The sequence below is a fragment of the Streptomyces sp. NBC_00310 genome, from assembly GCF_036208085.1.
Lineage (GTDB): Bacteria > Actinomycetota > Actinomycetes > Streptomycetales > Streptomycetaceae > Streptomyces.
In genome coordinates, this window is record NZ_CP130714.1 from 9,730,440 (window position 1) to 9,748,472 (window position 18,033).

The window sequence follows — 18,033 nt, forward strand, 5'->3', positions numbered from 1 at the left end:
GCCAAGTCGTGCGGCCGCACAGGGTGTACGCCGGCGGGGAGGCCCGGCCGTGACCGGGTGGCCGGAAGGGATCCGCTGCACGCTGATGCGCGGCGGCACCTCCAAGGGCGCCTACTTCCTGGCCGAGGATCTGCCGGCCGACCCGGCCGACCGCGACGATCTGCTGCTGAGGGTCATGGGCAGCCCCGACCCGCGCCAGATCGACGGCCTGGGCGGGGCCCACCCCCTCACCAGCAAGGTGGCCCTGGTGTCCGTGTCGGCCGACCTGCGGGCCGACGTCGACTACCTGTTCCTCCAAGTCGGCGTCGAAGAGCCGGTGGTGAGCGATCGTCAGAACTGCGGCAACCTGCTCGCCGGAGTCGGGCCGTTCGCCGTCGAACGCGCACTGGTGACCGCCGGCGAGCAGGAGACGTCCGTACGTGTCCGCATGCTCAACACCGGTGACCTCGCCGTCGCCACCTTCCCCACCCCCGGCGGCCGGATCGCGGTCACCGGGGAGGCGGGGATCTCCGGGGTGCCGGGGACGGCCGCGCCGGTGCTGATCGAGTTCCCGCGCGGCGGCGGCCCGCTGCTGCCGACCGGGAACCCCCGGGACGTCGTCGCCGGTACGGAGGTCACCTGTGTGGACAACGGCATGCCGACCGTCCTGATCCCCGCCACCGCCCTCGATGTCACCGGTCACGAGGCTCCCAAGGACCTGGAGGAGGCCCAGGCCCTCGCCGACCGGCTGCGGGAAATCCGGCTGGCGGCAGGCCGGTTGATGGGCCTCGGCGACGTCGAGCACACCACCGTGCCCAAGCTCAGCCTGCTCGCCCCGCCCCGGGACGGCGGCGCGGTCGCCACCCGCACCTTCATACCGGTGCGCTGTCACACCTCCATCGGCGTGCTCGGCGCCGCGAGCGTGGCGGCCGGGCTGCGCGTGCGGGGCGGCGTGGGGGAGGGGATCGCCCAACTCCCGCCCACCGGCGGCCGGTTGCGCATCGAGCACCCCACCGGCTTCCTCGACGTCGAGACCGACGTGGCGTACGGCGCCGACGGCAGCCCCTCGGCGAGCCGCACCGCCGTCGTCCGCACCGCCCGCAAGATCTTCGACGGCACGGTCTTCCCCCGGCCCGCCGACCGCTCCTTCCGCCCCTTCCGCTCCTGAGGAGTCACCGATGACCCCGCCGCTCGGCGACATCGCCCACCTCGGCCATGTCGAACTGCTCACCCCCGACCTCGACCGCAGCCTCTGGTTCTTCACCGAGATCCTCGGCCTCACCGAGAACGGCCGCTCCGGCGGCTCGGTCTACCTGCGGACCTGGGACGACTACGAACACCACAGCCTCACCCTCACCGCCCACTCCACCAACGGCATCCGCCGCACCGCCCTGCGGGCGTCCAGCGAGGAGGCCCTGCAGCGGCGGGTCAAGGAGCTGGGGAACACCGGGCGTTCGGGCCGCTGGGTCGAGGACGAACCGGGCATCGGCCCGCTGTACGTCACCACCGACCCCGACGGCCACGAGATCGCCCTGTACTGGGAGAGCGAGTGGTACGAGGCACCGGCCGACCTCAGGCCGGGGCTGAAGAACCAGCCCCAGGCCAAACCCGGCCACGGCGTCGGCGTCCGCCGCCTCGACCACGTCAACTTCCTCGCCTCCGACGTCGACGCCAACGCCACCTTCACCCGCGAGGTGCTCGGCGCCCGTCCCACCGAACAGATCGTCCTCGACACGGGGAAGGTGGCCGCCCAGTGGCTGACCTTCACCAACAAGTCCTACGACGTCGTCCACACCGAGGACTGGACCGGCTCGCGCGGCCGCCTGCACCACATCGCGTTCGCCACCGACACCCGCGAGGACATCCTCCGGGCGGCCGATCTCTGTCTCGACCAGGGCGTGTTCATCGAGACCGGCCCGCACAAGCACGCCATCCAGCAGACGTTCTTCCTGTACGTCTACGAGCCGGGCGGCAACCGCATCGAGCTGTGCAACCCGCTCACCCGGCTCGTGCTCGCCCCCGACTGGCCGCTCATCACCTGGACCCAGGAGGAGCGAGCCAAGGGCCAGGCATGGGGGCTGAAGACCATCGAGTCCTTCCACACGCACGGGACACCGCCGGTCGACTGACGGGCTCCGCTGACGGGCTCAGCCGAAGGGCCGCTCCGGGCCGGACGGAACTCAACTGTCGCCAAGATTGTTGACAAAGACTCTTGCTTGCGGCTGCCTAGCGTGTGGCTCACCCTCCGAGTTTTCCTGGTCCGAGAGCGTCGGCGTCTTCGGCCTCGGCCGCACCCTCGCCGGCATCGGCCTCGGCGGTCTGCTGCCGACCGCGATCAGCATGGTCTCCGACTACGCCCCGCGCGGCCGCGCCGCCCTCACCATCGGCATGCTGATGACCGCCCACCACGCCGGGCGGCATCCTCTCCGCGTACGTGGCCCTGTGGGTCGTGGAGCCCCTCGGCTGGCGCGCCGCCTTCTGGATCTGTGTGACCCCGCTGCTGTTCGTGCCGGTGCTCGCCCGGTTCATGCCCGAGTCGCTGGGCTTCCTGGTCGCCAAGGGCCGTCTCGACGAGGCCGGGCGGCTGGCCTGCCGCTTCGACGTCGACCTGCCCGCCGCGCGCGCCGGGAAGGCCCCCGCCGACCGATGCCGAGCGATCCCGAGAAGTCCCTGTCACCCACCGGCTGACCGCGGCGAAGGGCCGCTCGTGACCACCCCACGAGTCGACCCTTCGCCGCGGTGACGGCGTCCTACGACGCCCCCGCGCCGAACGCCCGCCGCACCCGCTCCGCGATCAGCGGATACACCGCGCGGGCCCTGGTCTCGTCCTTGGTGTCGTAGCCGTGGTCGGCGCCGCTGACGTCGTGGTGACCGACCAGGGATCCGGCCGTGCGCAGCCGGTCGGCGTAGGCCACGCCCTCGGCCTTGAGGAGGTCGTACTCGGCGGTGACGACGAAGGCCGGGGCGATGCCCTTGAGGTCGGCGGTGTCCGAGGGGTGCGCGGGCGAGACGAGGCGGTCGGCGCGCTGCTTCGGGTCCGGGACGTACGCGCTGTCGAAGACGTCCGCCATCCACGGGCGCAGCAGCGGCTTGGCGATGGCGGCCCGCTTGTCGCGGGCGGCGGTGGCGAGGTCGAGCGGCGGGTAGTGCAGGACCTGGAGGGCGATCGACGGTCCGCCCTCCTCCAGGGCCTGGCGGGCCACCGCCGCCGCGAGACCGCCGCCCGCGCTCTGCCCGCCCACCGAGAGCCGGGCGCCGTCCCAGCCGTGCTCGCCCCCGTGCTCGGCGGCCCACCGGACGACCTCGAACGCCTGCCGGGGCGGCGCGGGGAAGGGGTGCTGCGGGGCGACCACGTAGTCCACGTTGAGCACGGCCACACCCGCCTCCACGGCTATGCACCGGCACAGCGCGTCGTCCAGCTCGATCTGCGGCATGACGTAGCCGCCGCCGTGGAAGTTGACATGGACCGGCGGGGGAGGGGTGCCCTCGGCGTCAGCGGGCAGGTACAGCACGGCGCGGGCCGGGCCGTACGCGGTGGGGACGGTCAACTCGCGGGTGGCGCAGGCGTATTCGGGGAGGCGGGCTTGCCACGCTGCGGTGGACCCCGGACCGTCGGCTCGGCGGTTCGCCAGCGCCGCGAGCCGTTGCATCGCCTTGGCCGCGAAGGCGGCCACCGCCGGGCGGGCGAGAAGGGACATGGGGGCTCCGTTCGGTCGCGGGGGGCTGCCCCGGGGCGATGAACTTACTTGAGTCAGGCAACAAGATGGTAAAGTAGATCCCATGTCCCCATCACCGCTACCCTCCGACCCCGCCTCCCCGGAAGTGATCGAGATCGAGCGAGCCCTCACTCGCATCACCTACCTCAGCACCCGGGCCCGGGCGCACGAGCGTCTGATGAGCCTGGCCGGCGTACCGCTGGACCGTGCCGCCGTGGCCCTGCTGCGGCAGATCGCCGACTCCGAGCCGCTGCGCCCGGGAGAGCTGGCCAACCGGCTGGGCGTCGAGGCCTCCCACGTCACCCGGCAGGTCCAGCAGCTCCAGAAGACCGGCTACGTCACCCGCGTACCCGACCCGGACGACCGTCGCGCCCAGCGCATCGAGCTGACGGCGGTCGGCAAGCAGGCCATAGGCCGGATCCGCGAAGCCGGCGTCCGCGGTATGCAGATGGCGCTGGCCGACTGGTCGCCGGAGGAGCTCCAGCAGCTCGCCGGACTCTTCCACCGGATGGTCGACGACTTCCTCGCCCACGCCAACGAGCTCGTGGAGCAGGAGCCGGCGGCTTCGGTCCGGGCCGACTGACCCGTTCGAGGTGGGGTGCTCGGCTGCGGGTGGGTGGGACCGCGTGCGGCCACGACCCGCCCGCACCCGGCACACGAGCGTCGTCAGTAGCCGAGCTGCTTGCGTATGTACGGCGTCATCAGCGTCTTCGCCTTCGCGAGGGTGGACGTGCGAGCCCCCAGCACGGCGGTCTCGCCCCCGGGCACGGGCAGGAGGGTGAGTCCGTCGGCCGGACCGAGGGGCACGATCAGCGGGGTCCGCCTCAGCGGCCGGTACGGACGTGGTTCCTTGCGGTGTCTGCCCGAACTCCCCAGATAGGCGCGGATGTTGTGGGCGACGATGTCCGCCTGGGCGAACGCGACGGGGGAGATCTTCAGCTCGGAGACGTCGTTCACGTCACCGACCGCGAACACGTCGAGCCGGCCGTCGACCCGCAGCATCTGGTCGACCTTGACCTGCCCGGCGTCGTTCAGCCAGTCCCCGTGCCCGGCCAGCCGCAGCCAGAGGGTGTTCGGCGTGGTGCCGTTGGCCCAGAACGAGAGGTCGGCCTCGATGAGGTTGCCCCGGCCGTCCCGGTAGGTGCCGAAGTCGGGTCCGGGTGAGATGAACGAGTCGAGCCGCACCTCCACGTCGTGCGACTCCAGCCAGGTCAGGGCGCGCCGCCCGGCCCACTTGCTGCCGGTGGAGCCGAGCAGCTCCGTACCGGCGTGCGCGAGGGTGACCCGTGCGTCCGGCCGGGCCAGCCGGATCTCGGCGGCGAGCTCCACGCCGCCCGGCCCGCCGCCGACGATCAGGACGTGCTCGGCGGCGGCCACGCTCTCCTGGTGCGCGGCGAACGTCTTGGCCGCCTCCTCGGTGGTGGTGCCCAGGAAACGGGCCGGCTCCGGGTAGTCCGCGCCGGTCGCGATCACCACCACGTCGTACGGCAGCCGCTCACCCGTGGCGAGCCTCACCTGCCGCTCGCCGGTGTCGATGTCGATCGCCTTGCCCACCACGACACGGCCGTTGCGCAGCAGCCGGTTGTACGGGATGAAGGGTGTTGTCGTCCATGCCCTGTGCACGCCCGCGCGCAGCGCGGCAATGCGGTGGAAGAAGACCTCTTTGCGGTCCACGAGGGTGACCCGTGCGACCTCGTCCAGCTGCTTGGCGAGGCGGATGCCCCCGTATCCGCCGCCGATCACGATGATTTCGCCGTCAGGCACGCCGATTCTCCTGTGCTGTGTGGGGGGAGAGACGACGAGCGTAACGCTTGAAACTTAAAGCTATGGACGGAGTTCGTGTTTGTTGTGTGAAGCGACGACGGACGACACGAGTCATCTGCTGCCTAGGCTGGGGCCGTGACCGACAACGACCGGCCCCTCGCCGTATTCGACCTGGACAACACCCTCGCCGACACCGCGCACCGGCAGCGGTTCCTGGAGCGGAAGCCGCGTGACTGGGACGCGTTCTTCGCCGCCGCCCCGCAGGATCCGCCGCTGGACGAAGGTGTCGCGCTGGCACGGGAGAGCGCGCGGGAGTGCGAGGTCGTGTATCTGACCGGGCGCCCCGAGCGCTGCCGCCGCGACACCGTCGACTGGCTCGCCGGGCACGGGCTGCCCGAGGGGAGGATCTGGATGCGCCGCGACAACGACCGCAGGCCCGCCCGGCGCACCAAACTCGAGATCCTCCGCCGGCTCGCCCGTACGCGCGAGATCCGCGTCCTCGTGGACGACGACGAACTCGTCTGCGAGGACGCGGAACGCGCGGGCTTCACGGTCGTACGGGCGCGGTGGGCCGCCGGCTCCGCCGCGCTGAAGGTGGCGCAGGAGCGGGAGGGGCGGACCTGAGCGCCTGCCGTGACCGCCCGGTCAGTCGCTGTCGTTGTCCAGCCGGAAGCCGACCTTGAGACCGACCTGGTAGTGCGCGATCTGTCCGTCCTCGATGTGCCCCCGGACCTGCGTCACCTCGAACCAGTCCAGGTTGCGCAGGGTCTGGGCGGCGCGGGCGACGCCGTTGCGGATGGCGTGGTCGACGCTCTCGCCCGAACTGCCGACGATCTCGGTGACCCGGTAAACGTGGTCGGTCATGCGGGTTCTCCTTGTCGCGTACTCCGCCGTGGCCGGTGCGCCACACATCACTCCACGGTGCCTCAGAGTGCGCGGGTCCGCGAGACGTCGGATCCGATCGCCCCGCCGCCCCCGAGGGGTGCGTTGTCGGGTGCGGGTGGGTGGGGGCTGGTCGCGCAGTTCCCCGCGCCCCTGAAAGACACGGCCCCTGCGGGCCGAAAAGCATGGGGCGCAGCCCCTGCTTTTCAGGGGCGCGGGGAACTGCGCGACCAGCCCCCACCGGACCCGCGCCTGGGGGTCGAAGGGGCGCAGCCCCTGGGGGATGGGACGGGTAGGGGCGGCGGGGGCGAGGAACCCGCTACGCCACTCCGCTCAGCGACAGCGCGAAGCGGCCCTCCTCATCCGTCCACCAATGCGTCAACTCCAGCCCGATGGAGGCAAGTTCGGACCGCACGCCCTCCTTCCTGAACTTCGCGGAAACCTCCGTCCGCAACTCCTCCCCGGCCCCGAAATCGACCGCGAGGTCGAGCGCCGGGATCTTCACCGTCTGGGCCGTACGGGACCGCAGCCGCATCTCGATCCACTCGCACTCGGCGTTCCAGAGGGCGACATGGTCGAAGGCACCGGGATCGAAGTCCGCCCCCAGCTCCCGGTCGACCACGTTCAGCACGTTCTTGTTGAACTCGGCCGTCACCCCGGCCGCGTCGTCGTACGCGGCGACCAGCACCGCCTCGTCCTTGACCAGGTCCGTGCCCAGCAGCAGCGCGTCACCGGGCGCCAGCAGCGCGCGGACGGCGGCCAGGAACGCGGCGCGCTCCACGGGCACCAGATTGCCGATGGTGCCGCCCAGGAACGCCACCAGGCGCGGCCCGGGTGTCTCGGGCAGTGCGAGCCCGGCGGTGAAGTCGGCGATCAGGGCATGCACGTTCAGCCCCGGCCGCTCGGCGATCAGCGCCTCGCCGGCCTGCCGCAGCGCGCTCTCGCTGACGTCGACCGGCACGTACGTGTGCAGGTCCGGCATCGCGTCCAGCAGGTGCCGGGTCTTGTCGGAGGAGCCGGAACCCAGCTCGACCAGGGTGCGCGCACCGCTCGCCGCGGCGATCTCGGCCGCCCGGTCGACGAGGATCTCGCGCTCGGCCCGGGTCGGGTAGTACTCGGGCAACCCGGTGATCCGCTCGAACAGTTCACTGCCGCGCGCGTCGTAGAACCACTTCGGCGGCAGCGTCTTCGGGGTCCGGGTCAGGCCGTCCAGGACATCGGCGCGCAGGGCGGCGTCGGTGGCGTCCTCGGGCAGGGTGCGGGTGAGGAGGAACGGACTCACGCAGGGGGCTCCTTCGGACGTACGGGCGAGGTGTCGTCGTGCGGGCGGCTGGATTCCTCCAGCTCCTTGAGCGGGGTGAGCAGCACGTCCGTACGGCTCGCCGCGAGCAACGTGCGGTCCGGGACCTCCACCCAGTGCGGATCGTCGTCGTACGGCTCGGACGCCACGACCGTGCTGCGGCCGGGCTCGGCGCGATACCACAGCGTGTCGCCCCAGGCCGTCGCCGCGATGGTCTCGCCGTTGGTGAGCAGCAGGTTGAGCCGCGAACCGGGGGCCGCCCGGGCGACCTCCAGGACCGTGTCGGCCAGCGCCTGGCCCTCCTCGTCGCCCGCGCGCAGCCGGTTCAGCACCAGGGCCCACACCAGCGCGGAGTCGTTGCGGGCCTCCATCGACAGCACCTCGACGGCGGGCAGGTCGGCGGCGAGCGGCGCCAGGGACCGGGGCCACCCGGCGACCGCCCCGTTGTGGCTGAACAGCCAGGGCCCGGCCGTGAACGGCGCCGCCGCGGCCTCGTCGTCCGCGCCCGCCACCGTCGCGTCCCGTACGGCGGCCAGCAGCGCCCCGGTGCGGACGACGCGGGCGAGGTCCGCGAAGGACTGGTCGCCCCAGATCGGCCCGGCCCGGCGGTACCGCCCCGGCACCGGGTCGCCCTCGGCGTACCAACCGACCCCGAAACCATCGGCGTTGACCGTCCCGTACCGCTGCCGGCGGGGCGCCCACGACTGACGGAACAGACTGTGCGGAGGGTCCACCAGGACCCGGCCCAGCGCCGAATCCGGTCCGAGATAAGCGATGTGACGACACATCAGACGACCTCCGGTGAAGCGTCCCGCGCCGTGCGGAATCCGCTGAAGATCTGCCGCCGGATCGGATAGTCCCAGTTGCGGAACGTGCCCCGGCACGCCACCGAATCCACGGCGAACGCGCCACCGCGCAGCACCTTGTACTCGGGGCCGAAGAACACCTCCGAGTACTCCTTGTACGGGAAGGCGGTGAACCCCGGGTAGGGCAGGAAGTCGCTCGACGTCCACTCCCACACATCACCGATCAACTGCCGTACGCCGAGCGGTGATTCGCCCGCCGGGTAGCTGCCGGCCGGTGCCGGGCGCAGATGCCGCTGCCCGAGGTTGGCGTGCTCGGGCGCCGGGTCGTCGTCGCCCCACGGGTAGCGGGTCGAACGGCCGGTGACCGGGTCGTGCCGGGCGGCCTTCTCCCACTCGGCCTCCGTGGGCAGCCGACGCCCCGCCCAGCGGGCGTACGCGTCGGCCTCGTACCAGCACACGTGCAGCACCGGCTCGTCGGCCGGGACGACCTCGGTGACGCCGAAGCGCCGCCGCAGCCACTGCCGGCCGTCGCGCCGCCAGAACAGCGGCGCGTGGATGCCGTGCGCGCGGATGTGCTCCCAGCCGTCGGCCGTCCACCAGCGCTCGTCGTCGTAGCCGCCGTCGTCGATGAACGCCTGGTACGCGCCGTTCGTCACCGGCGTGGTGTCGATGTGGAACGCCGGGACGATCCGCCGGTGCGCGGGCCGCTCGTTGTCCAGCGCCCACGGCTCGGTGGAGGTGCCCATCGTGAACTCCCCGCCGGGCACGAGGACTTCGGTGGGCCCCGTGAACAGCGGGACGGGATCCGGGTCCGGCGCCGACAGCACGGCCGGTCCCCTGCGGAGCTGATGGGTGATCAGCATCGTCTCGTCGTGCTGCTGTTCGTGCTGGGCGATCATGCCGAAGGCGAAGCCCGCGTCGGTGAGCCGGGTGCCGTGGAAGTCGGCGCTCTCCAGCACGTCCAGGGCCCGACCGCGCACCTCGTGCAGATACTGCCGGGCCTCCTCGGGTGCCAGCAGCGGCAGCGAGGGCCGCTCGGCACGCGGATGCTCGAAGGCGTCGTACAGCCCGTCGATCTCGGGCCGCATCGCCTCCCGCCCGGCGACGTTACGCAGCAGCCACAGCTCCTCCTGGTTGCCGATGTGGGCCAGGTCCCACACCAGCGGGGACATCAACGGCGAGTGCTGCGCGGTGAGATCGGGCTCGTCCACCGCGGTCGTCAGGAGCGCGGTGCGGGCCCGGGCCGTCGTCAGCGCCGCCAGCGCGCGCTCCCGGAGTATGTGAGGGTCGGCGTCGGCCGTCGTGGCCGGCGTCTCGGGTGCGGTCATGCGGGGCTGTCCTTCCCGTGGAACAGGTCGAGCAGATCGTCGGCGGGGCAGCGGCCCCGGGCCACATAGCGGTCGGTGTACGCGGCGACCGCGTCCAGCACCTCGGAGCTCGCCCCGAGTCTGGGCAGCGCCTCGACCGCCGCGGCGAAGCAGACGGCCGCCGCCTCCCGCAGTTCGGGATCGGTGAGGCCGTCCCGCGTGGCCGCGTCCCACAGCGGATTGCGCGGCGGCGGCTGCGAACCCGCCCGCTCCGCGAGGGGTTTGACGGTCCGATAGGCGGTCTCGGCGGCCTCCGGGTCGTCGAACAGCGCCGTCGTCACGGCGAGCGGCACGATCCACCCGTCCTCGCCCGGCTGCGCGTCGATCATGCGGAGCTCCAGGTGGCCGCGCGGGCGCACCGGCGGGAACAGCGTCGTCAGGTGATAGTCGAGATCGGCGCGGCTCGGCGGGGTGTCGGACCTCGTCCACTCCCGGAACGTCATCGCTCCGGGCACACCCCAGGGGCCCTCGTCCGCCCGTACGCACATCACCGGCGCGTCCAGCACCAGCCGGGCCCACGCCCCGCGCGGGTCGCCGTCCAGCGCCGGGGCGTTCGTGCGGGCCGGGTCCATCGCCGCCCACAGCGCCTGCCGGGTCGAACGCCAGCCGGTGATCCGGCCCCGCGCCAGCGGCGAGTGCGCGAACGCCGCCACCAGCACCGCGCCGAGCTGGTGCGCGAGCCACCAGCGCCGCCGATGGCCGAGAGTGCCCGGCTCCTCGTGCCCGGCGTCGAGACACACCTGCACCGAGGCGGACGAGCACATCATGGCCCGGCCCTCGGGTCCGAAGCGGTCGAGATAGATCTCCATCGCGTCGTACCGGGGCTCGTGGAGATAACGGGTCGGGGGGTTCCAGGGTTCGTGACCGAAGCCGCTGATGCCGAGATCCGCCTCGCGCAGCGTGGCGCGTACGGCGGCGAGGTCGGCCGAGACGGACCCGACGCACTCCATCAGGGAGGCGGCCGGTGCCGAGCTGAGCTCCAGCTGGCCGCCGGGCTCGACGGTCAGCGGCGAGTTCAGGGTCAGGGTCCGCAGTGCGGCGTAGGCCGCTTCCAGTCGTGCGGGTGTTGCCGGGAGCCGCGGATCACGCAGCTCGTGGACGTGCCATTCCAGCTCGACACCGAGGGTGCGGGGTGGACCGGTCTTGAAGCAGATGCCCCGTACCAGGGCCTCCACCTCCGCCTCGGTGACCGCGGAGTGTCGCTCCGTACAGTCACTCAGCGAATCTGACATGTCGGGATCCTCCTGAGATGCCATCTCGTTGGCCAAGCCGCCGATCCGTTCCCGATGAGGGGCGGCCCGGCAATGCTCGTACCACCCAAAACCCTCGTGCCGCTTTCGCACAAGGGGGCACATCATGGCAATGCGGATCGACGATCTCTGTTTTTGTGAACTCCAGGCACCTCTTCCCGCTCCCGTACCGGGCCATTCCCACGAGAAAACTCCGTTGCGGTCACTCACCAGCATCGCCCAGGATGCGCCCATGAGCACGACGGGGGAGTACGGGCGGGCAGCGCCCGCGCCGCACATGGGGGCGACGCCTTGAGCGCACGCCTACGAGGAATCGCCCACGAGACCGAGAAGATCGTCGCGGCGGGCGGCTATCGGGCCCCCGCCGGCCACGACGTCTCCCTGGCCGCCGGGATCGAGACCGCACGGTCCGGCACCCGCCTGTACGGCCCGGACCCGGTGGAGACACCACGGATCGGCCCGGTGACATCGGTCATCGAGGTCACCGGCGAGAGCAGCCTGGAGGCCGCCCACCGCCTCACGGCCACCGACGGCCCCGTGGCCGTCCTCAACTTCTCCTCCGCCCGCAACCCCGGCGGCGGCTACCTCAACGGCGCCCAGGCCCAGGAGGAAGCCCTCTGCCGTGCCTCCGCGCTCTACACCTGCGTCCGCGAGGCCCGCGCGTTCTACGACCACCACCGCACCCACCGCGACCCGTTCTACACGGACCGCGTCATCCACTCGCCCGCCGTCCCCGTCTTCCGGGACGACCGAGGCACCCTCCTCGACACCCCGTACACCGCCGGGTTCCTGACCTCCGCGGCTCCCAACGCGTCCGTCGTCCTGCGGACGACGCCGGAGCGCGCGGCCGAGCTACCACGCGCCCTGGCCGTACGCGCGGAACGCGTACTGGAGACGGCGGCGGCCCACGGCTATCGGCGACTCGTGCTGGGAGCCTGGGGCTGCGGTGTGTTCGGCAACGACCCGAAGCAGGTGGCGGCGGCGTTCCGAGCGCTCCTCACCGAGGGCGGCCGCTTCGCGGCCCACTTCGAGCACGTGGTGTTCGGGGTGCTGGACCGTACGAAGGGCGCGGTGGTCCGGAGCGCCTTCGAACAGGAGCTGAGCACCGGGTCCTGAGGGGCGCGGAGCTGTGTCGACCTGAGGCTCCGCCGCGTGGGCGCGACCAGCCACAGGCGGCCGGCAGACGGACCAGCGCCCGCAGACGGACCAGCGCCGGCAGACGGACCAGCGCCGGCAGAAGGACCAGTGCCCGCAGACGGACCAGCGCCCGCAGACGCACAGGCAGCCTGCAGACGGCCTACGGCCTAACGCCACCCATACCGTTCCCGCAGCCGGTGCACGACGGCGTTGAACCGCATCCGGTCCAACGCACAGGCCTCCCGCCGCATCCCGGCCTCATGCAGCCGCAGCACCCGATCCACAGCCACCCAGGAATCCCGCCCCGACCGATCCCACGGCCCACTCCCGATCGGCACCCACTCGCGGTCCCCGTCATGCCGCTTGCTGGACAACTGCACGGCGAGCAACGTCCCTGCGGCCTCCCGGGCCACCACGAGCACCGGCCGGTCCTTCCCCCGCCCGTCGTTCTCCTCGAACGGCACCCACGTCCACACGATCTCCCCGGGATCCGGATCCCCGTCATGCGCGGGCGAGTACTCGGTCCGCACCCGCCCGACATCACGGGGATCGGCTTCGGCGGTGGCGGTGGGCCCGTAGCGCCCGGGCACTTCTTGATCAGCGAAGGAAGTCACAGCCACACGCTAACCCGCGCCCCTTCAGGGGCGCGGGGCACCGCGCGACAAGCCACCGTCAACCCGCGGCCGACGACTCACAGTCGAGGCCGCGGCGGCTATGACTCCCTGTCGACCTGCACCTTCTCCACGGCCACCTTCTCCACAGGCACCCCATTGACCCCGGCCGGGCCGCCGGCGGGCACCGCGTTCTGGTTCATCGAGGACAGCAACTGCCGGGCCAGCCCCAGCCCCGTCCCACCCATCGTGAGCGCCTTGGCGAACATGTCCGCCATCCCGTCGGCCCCGTTGAGCAGCACCATGTTGTCGACGTTCCCGAAGGCGGACGCACCCGCCTGCACGATCTCCGGCCACTGCTCGGCCAGTTGCTGCGCGATCACCGCCTCCTGGTTCTCGGCCAGCGCGGCGGCCCGCGCCTTGATGCCCTCGGCCTCGGCGAGCCCCTTCGCCCGTGTGGCCTCGGCGGCGGCGAGCCCCTTGGCCTGCCGGGCGGCGGCCTCGGCCTCACCGGAGATCTGGGTCGCGGTCGCCTCGGCGGCGGCCGCGAGTTCGGTCTCCTTGGCCTTGGCCTGCGCGGCGGAGATACGGGCGTCGCGCTCGGCCTCGGCGAGAGTGCGTTTCTCGTAGGCCTTGGCGTCCGCCGGCTTGCGGACGTCCGCCTGGAGCTGCTGCTCGCGCCGGGCCGCCGCCAGCTCCGCCACCCGGGTCTCCTGGACGACGACCTCCTGCAGGGCGGCCGCCTCGGCGAGCGGGCCGGCCTGCTTGGACTCCGCGGCGGCCTTGTCCCGCTCGGCCTGGTAGCCGGCCTGCAGGATCTCGCTGTCCCGGGTGGCCTCCGCCATCCGTGCCGCGGCCATCTGCTCGGCCTCGGTGGCGAGCCGGTTGGCCTCGGCCTGCGCGATACGGGCGTCCCGCTGGACGGCCGCCGCGTGCGGCATGGCCAGGTTCTTGATGTAGCCGGTCGGGTCCTCGATCTCGTGGATCTGCAGCGAGTCGACGATCAGACCCAGCTTCTCCATCTCCGTCCCGCACGCCGCCCGTGTCTGACCAGTCAGCTTGTCGCGGTCGCGGATCATGTCCTCGACCGTCAACCCGCCCACGATGGACCGGAGATGACCGGCGAACACGTTGTGCACCCGCTCCGAGACCCGCTTCTGCTGATCGAGGAAACGACGGGCCGCGTTCGCGATGGACACGAAGTCGTCGCCCACCTTGAAGATGACGACACCACGGATCTTCAGCGGAATGCCCTGATGGGTCACGCAGTCCACGGAGAGCTCGGTCTGGTTCAGGTCGAGCGAGAGCTTGCGCACCGCCTGCACACCGGGCAGCACGAGCGTGCCGCGCCCCGTGACGATGCGGAAGTTCATGCCCTCCTCCAGGCCCTCCATCTTGGTCTTGGAGCCGGAGATGATGAGCGCCTCGTTGGGTTCGGCGACACGCCACATGAGTTTGAACAGACCGACCATTACCAGGACGGCGCCCAGGGCCGCCCCCGCGATCATGCCGATGAACATCGGCACACCCCCTCTGCCAGGTGCCCTTTCGGCACCGAACGTCGGGAGTGTCCCGCGTGGTTCAGCGATGGACCAGACATCCGGGGACCGTTGTTGCAGTCCTGATGCGAACCGGTGCCAGAAGGCCGACAGACCGGGAGCCGCCGACCTGTCGGACCGTCAACCGTCGTACGCCGCCGACACGTACACCGTGCGCGGCGGCAGATACTCCATCACCATCACGAGCGTCCCCGGCGCGATGCGGTCCTTCGCGGAGGCGGGGTACGCCAGAAAGTGCTCGGCGCCGCCCCGCACCCGGACGATCACCTCGCCGACGAGCCCGGGACCGACCGCACCGGTCACCCGTCCCATCAGCCCGACCATCGACGCTTCGTCCATGGTCACAGCGTACGGGTCGTATCCCGGGCACCGGACCCGCCCGCGCGACCGGCGCCGAACCCGCCGACGTCGCGCGGGCCGAACGCGCTCACACGGCGGGGGAATCCGCGGTGGTCCGCTGCGGCGGCCACAGCTCGTGCCAGCGCTGGTCCGCCTCCAACTGCGCGGCCAGCGACAGCAGGAGAGGCTCGCTGTTCGCCGGGCCGAGCAACTGCGCGCCCACCGGCAGTCCGTCGTCCACGAACCCCGCCGGTACGTTCACGCCGGGCCAGCCCAGCACGTTCCACGGCCAGGCGTACGGGCAGGCCGCGATCATCGCGCGGTCGGTGCCGAGGCCGCCGAGGTTCAGCATGGAGCCGACACGCGGCGGGGGAGCGGCGGTCGTCGGCGCCAGCAGCACGTCGTACGACCGGAAGAGCGCGCCGATCCGCCGGTGCAGCGTGACCTCCGCGCGGCGGGCCAGTCGCAGCGGTGCCCCGCCGAGGAGCCGGCCGAGGCGGGCGGCGTCGAGGGTGCGCCGGTCGAGGAGGCTCTGCTCGGTGATGGCGCCGACCCGTTCGGCGATACCGGCGGTGGCGCGCGGGATGAACGTCAGCCCGATCTGCCCGTAGCGGGGCTCCGCCTCCTCCACCACGTGTCCGAGCGCGGCGAGCCGCTCCGCGACGGCCCGCACCCGCTTCTCCACGCGGGGGTCGAGGCGTGCGGGCAGCGCGGTGAAGGGCGGCCTCAGGGACAGGGCGATCCTGAGCCGCCCCGGATCCCTCCCGACGGCCTCGGAGGCGTTGACGGCGGGGGGCCGGTGCAGGTCGCCCTCGTGGTTGCCGGCGGCCGCGTCGAGCAGGAGGGCGGCGTCGGCGACCGTGCGGGCGAGGGTGCCGTTGACGGTGATGCCCTGGAAGGACTCCGCGTGCGGCCAGGTCGAGACGCGGCCGCGCTGGGGCTTGATGCCGATGAGATGCGTCCAGGCCGCCGGGATGCGGACCGAACCGGCGCCGTCCGAGCCCAGCGCGGCCGGCACGAGCCCCGCGGCCACGGCCGCCGCGGAACCTCCGGAGGAGCCGCCGGGCGTGTGGTCCGGGTGCCAGGGATTCCTGGTTGCCCCGAAGGCCGGCCCCTCCGTGAACGGCCACTGCCCCAGTTCGCAGGTGTTGGTCTTGCCGACGACGATCGCCCCGGCCGCGCGCAGCCGCCGTACGGCCTCGCCGTCCTCCGGCAGCGAGGGGAACTCACCCTGGCAGCCGAACGCGGTCGGTTCGCCCGCCACGTCCATGTCGTCCTTCACGGCCACGGGCACGCCGAGCAGCGGCCGCCGCCCGCCCGCCGCCAGCTCCTTGTCCGCCGCGTCGGCCTCCACGAGCGCCGCCTCGGCCCGCACCCGCCGAAACGCGTTCACCGTCCCCTGACTCGCCTCGATCCGGGCGAGCGTCCCCTCCACGAGCGCCCGTGACGTCACCTCCCCGGCGGCCAGCGCACGAGCACACTCCACGAGACCCGGCGCACGGTCGACACCCATACGGAACACCTCCGGAAGCAGACTTTCTACCGAACGGTAACGTCCGCACGGTCGCGAAGATACGGGGAGGACAAGTTGGCTGACGGGGGCGGCGATTCTTGGCGAGGGGCGAGGGGCGAGGGGCGAGGGGCGAGGGGCGAGGGGCGAGGGGCGAGGGGGACGGCTGGGCTCGGCTCCGGTGAGCCGCACCCGCACCCGCACCCGCACCCGCACCCGCACCCGCACCCGCACCCGTAGCCGTCCCCGCCCGCCGGACGCGGTCGCTCAGCCGCGTGCCAAGTGCCGCATGGTGAGGGCCAGATGGAGCCGGAGCCGGCCCTGGGGGGTGCGGACCGGCCAGCCGAGGAGGGCCTCCGCATGGGTCAGGCGGTCCTGGAGGGTGGAGTGGTGGACGTTGACGCCGACGGCCGCCGCCCGCAGGCTGGCCGTCGAGGCGACCGCGTGGAGCGTGGCGAGCATCCAGGGCGAGTCGGCCGCAGCCCGCTCCAAGTCCCGTACGTCCGGCGGCGGTTCGGCCCCGGGCCCGATCAGTTCGGCGAGGAGGGCGATCCCACCGAGGTCGTCGGCGTGGACCACCCGCTCACCGGGGTCCTGCGCCGTGCCCTCGGCGGTGAACCGCAACGCGATCCGCGCGCCGTCCCAGGAACCCGGCAGCCCCAGCACGGGCACCGCGGGCCCGACACCGACCCGCCCACCGGGAAGCCCGGTCTCGCCGAGCCTGCCGCCGGCCGCCCGATCCCGCGGTCCACCGTCGCCGGGCCCGACGACGGCTCGACGACCATGTGCCTCCCCATCGCCGAGCCCGCCTTCCCCACGACCACGCGCGCTCCTGCCACCGGGCCTGCCGTCCTCCCGATCGCGCGGGCCGTCATCACCGGGCCCGTCGTCCCGAAGACCGGGCGCGTCGTCCTGACGACCAGGCCCGGCACCGTGCCGGTCACGCGCCTCGCCGTCGGCGAGCCTGCCGGCTCCGCGGGCGCGTCGCGCCTCGTCGTCGGTCGCTCTCCCCTCCCGGCGTACGCGCAGGATGCGGGGCCGGCCGCGGAGTGGCGCGAGGGCGCGGGCCAGGGTCGTGGGGTCGTCGGGGTCCAGGCCGAGGCGGCGGGCGGCGTGGAGGCGCGCCTGCTCGGTGGCGGTGGCGTCGAGGACGGTCTCCACGAGCGCCGGGTCGTCGGCGGGGGAGAGGGGCGCCCGGCCCCGGGTCCGGTCCAGCACCAGCCGGAGGACGCCGGCGGCCCGCTCCAGGATGACCGCGTCCACCACGCTCGGCTCGGCGTTCCCGGCCCGTTCCAGCCACAGCGCGGGTTCGCCGCCCGGGACGAGCGGGGCGGACGGCCAGGTCGGGTCCGGCGGCAGGTCGCTGTCCTGGCGCCGCCCGTCGGGCTCCACCCGCACGTGCACGCGCCGCTCGGTGTCGACCAGGCGCGCGGGACACCCGGCCAGCACGGCCGCCCCGCGCACCAGCGCCTCCAGCCCGGACCGCCCCTCGGCCAGCGTGTCGAAGTAGGCGATGACCCGCACGGCCGCACCGGCATCCGGATCCACCGCCGTCAGTCGCCCCGCCAGCTCTTTCATACGACCCATAGTGCGGCATGGGCCACGCCGCACTATGTCCGCGCCCCTGAAGAGCACGGGGCGCAGCCCCTGCTTTTCAGGGGCGCGGGGAACTGCGCGCCCAGCCCCCACCGACCCGCAGACGGGGGTGGAAGGGGCGCAGCCCCTTGAGGCTGGGACGGGTAGGGGCGGCGGGGGCGAAATCCATCGAGGGCCCCAACGCACCGCCCCCAAGGCACCGCCCCCAACTCACCAC

The 18,033-nt window shown here is 72.7% G+C and carries 17 protein-coding genes and 1 pseudogene; 6 read left to right on the plus strand and 12 right to left on the minus strand.

Annotated elements, in window-relative coordinates; genetic code table 11:
* Window positions 1–49: 49 nt before the first annotated feature.
* The 3 genes and pseudogenes from OG202_RS42435 to OG202_RS42445 form a co-directional block, all read left to right on the plus strand.
* Entirely contained in the window at window positions 50–1,147 is a 1,098-nt protein-coding gene (locus OG202_RS42435) for a 4-oxalomesaconate tautomerase (RefSeq protein WP_327726663.1), read from the plus strand.
* Window positions 1,148–1,157: 10 nt separating this feature from the next.
* Window positions 1,158–2,108 (plus strand): catechol 2,3-dioxygenase, encoded by a 951-nt coding sequence (locus OG202_RS42440; RefSeq protein WP_326574382.1) that lies wholly within the window; start codon window positions 1,158–1,160, stop codon window positions 2,106–2,108.
* Window positions 2,109–2,238: 130 nt separating this feature from the next.
* Window positions 2,239–2,638 (plus strand): annotated as a pseudogene (locus OG202_RS42445) (MFS transporter); the annotation flags it as partial.
* 91 nt (window positions 2,639–2,729) lie between these two features.
* Here the strand turns inward: OG202_RS42445 and OG202_RS42450 are convergent.
* A complete protein-coding gene (locus OG202_RS42450) occupies window positions 2,730–3,677 on the minus strand; it encodes an alpha/beta hydrolase (protein ID WP_327726662.1) in 948 nt (315 codons plus the stop codon).
* Window positions 3,678–3,759: 82 nt separating this feature from the next.
* On the opposite strand from OG202_RS42450, the gene OG202_RS42455 reads away from it, so the two are divergent.
* On the plus strand, window positions 3,760–4,278 hold the full coding sequence (locus OG202_RS42455) for a MarR family winged helix-turn-helix transcriptional regulator (protein WP_326574380.1): 519 nt from the start codon (window positions 3,760–3,762) through the stop codon (window positions 4,276–4,278).
* An 83-nt stretch (window positions 4,279–4,361) separates the two neighbouring features.
* On the opposite strand, the gene OG202_RS42460 is transcribed toward OG202_RS42455, so the two are convergent.
* Window positions 4,362–5,459, minus strand: coding sequence for an NAD(P)/FAD-dependent oxidoreductase (locus tag OG202_RS42460; protein ID WP_326574379.1), 1,098 nt, complete (start codon window positions 5,457–5,459; stop codon window positions 4,362–4,364).
* Window positions 5,460–5,594: 135 nt separating this feature from the next.
* Between OG202_RS42460 and OG202_RS42465 the strand changes: the two genes are divergently transcribed.
* Entirely contained in the window at window positions 5,595–6,083 is a 489-nt protein-coding gene (locus OG202_RS42465; RefSeq protein WP_327726661.1) for a phosphatase domain-containing protein, read from the plus strand.
* A gap of 21 nt (window positions 6,084–6,104) precedes the next feature.
* On the opposite strand, the gene OG202_RS42470 is transcribed toward OG202_RS42465, so the two are convergent.
* The 5 genes from OG202_RS42470 to egtA all read right to left on the minus strand — a co-directional run bounded on the left by OG202_RS42470 (window position 6,105) and on the right by egtA (window position 11,046).
* Window positions 6,105–6,323, minus strand: coding sequence for a dodecin (locus OG202_RS42470; RefSeq protein ID WP_327726660.1), 219 nt, complete (start codon window positions 6,321–6,323; stop codon window positions 6,105–6,107).
* Between the two features lie 337 nt (window positions 6,324–6,660).
* Complete coding sequence (gene egtD / locus OG202_RS42475; RefSeq protein ID WP_327726659.1) at window positions 6,661–7,623, minus strand: L-histidine N(alpha)-methyltransferase; 963 nt, start codon at window positions 7,621–7,623, stop codon at window positions 6,661–6,663.
* Entirely contained in the window at window positions 7,620–8,429 is an 810-nt protein-coding gene (gene egtC, locus OG202_RS42480) for an ergothioneine biosynthesis protein EgtC (RefSeq protein ID WP_326574375.1), read from the minus strand. Before egtC ends, egtD begins: the two co-directional genes overlap by 4 nt.
* Window positions 8,429–9,775: an ergothioneine biosynthesis protein EgtB gene (gene egtB / locus OG202_RS42485; RefSeq protein WP_327726658.1), complete on the minus strand. Its 1,347-nt coding sequence runs from the start codon at window positions 9,773–9,775 to the stop codon at window positions 8,429–8,431. The genes egtC and egtB overlap by 1 nt, the downstream gene beginning before the upstream one ends.
* A complete protein-coding gene (gene egtA, locus OG202_RS42490; RefSeq protein ID WP_326574373.1) occupies window positions 9,772–11,046 on the minus strand; it encodes an ergothioneine biosynthesis glutamate--cysteine ligase EgtA in 1,275 nt (424 codons plus the stop codon). The genes egtB and egtA overlap by 4 nt, the downstream gene beginning before the upstream one ends.
* Window positions 11,047–11,355: 309 nt before the next feature.
* On the opposite strand from egtA, the gene OG202_RS42495 reads away from it, so the two are divergent.
* On the plus strand, window positions 11,356–12,180 hold the full coding sequence (locus OG202_RS42495) for a TIGR02452 family protein (protein ID WP_326574372.1): 825 nt from the start codon (window positions 11,356–11,358) through the stop codon (window positions 12,178–12,180).
* Between the two features lie 188 nt (window positions 12,181–12,368).
* On the opposite strand, the gene OG202_RS42500 is transcribed toward OG202_RS42495, so the two are convergent.
* From OG202_RS42500 to OG202_RS42520, 5 genes are all read right to left on the minus strand, one after another.
* Window positions 12,369–12,815 carry a type II toxin-antitoxin system PemK/MazF family toxin gene (locus OG202_RS42500; protein WP_326574371.1) on the minus strand — a complete coding sequence of 149 codons (447 nt, stop codon included), beginning with the start codon at window positions 12,813–12,815 and terminating at the stop codon, window positions 12,369–12,371.
* 98 nt (window positions 12,816–12,913) lie between these two features.
* Window positions 12,914–14,332 (minus strand): flotillin family protein, encoded by a 1,419-nt coding sequence (locus OG202_RS42505; protein ID WP_327726657.1) that lies wholly within the window; start codon window positions 14,330–14,332, stop codon window positions 12,914–12,916.
* Between the two features lie 159 nt (window positions 14,333–14,491).
* Complete coding sequence (locus OG202_RS42510) at window positions 14,492–14,716, minus strand: hypothetical protein (protein WP_326574369.1); 225 nt, start codon at window positions 14,714–14,716, stop codon at window positions 14,492–14,494.
* Window positions 14,717–14,798: 82 nt separating this feature from the next.
* Entirely contained in the window at window positions 14,799–16,223 is a 1,425-nt protein-coding gene (locus OG202_RS42515) for an amidase (RefSeq protein ID WP_326574368.1), read from the minus strand.
* A 264-nt stretch (window positions 16,224–16,487) separates the two neighbouring features.
* Window positions 16,488–17,798, minus strand: a complete 1,311-nt coding sequence (locus OG202_RS42520) for a helix-turn-helix domain-containing protein (RefSeq protein ID WP_328224485.1) — start codon at window positions 17,796–17,798, stop codon at window positions 16,488–16,490.
* Between the last annotated feature and the right edge of the window lie 235 nt (window positions 17,799–18,033).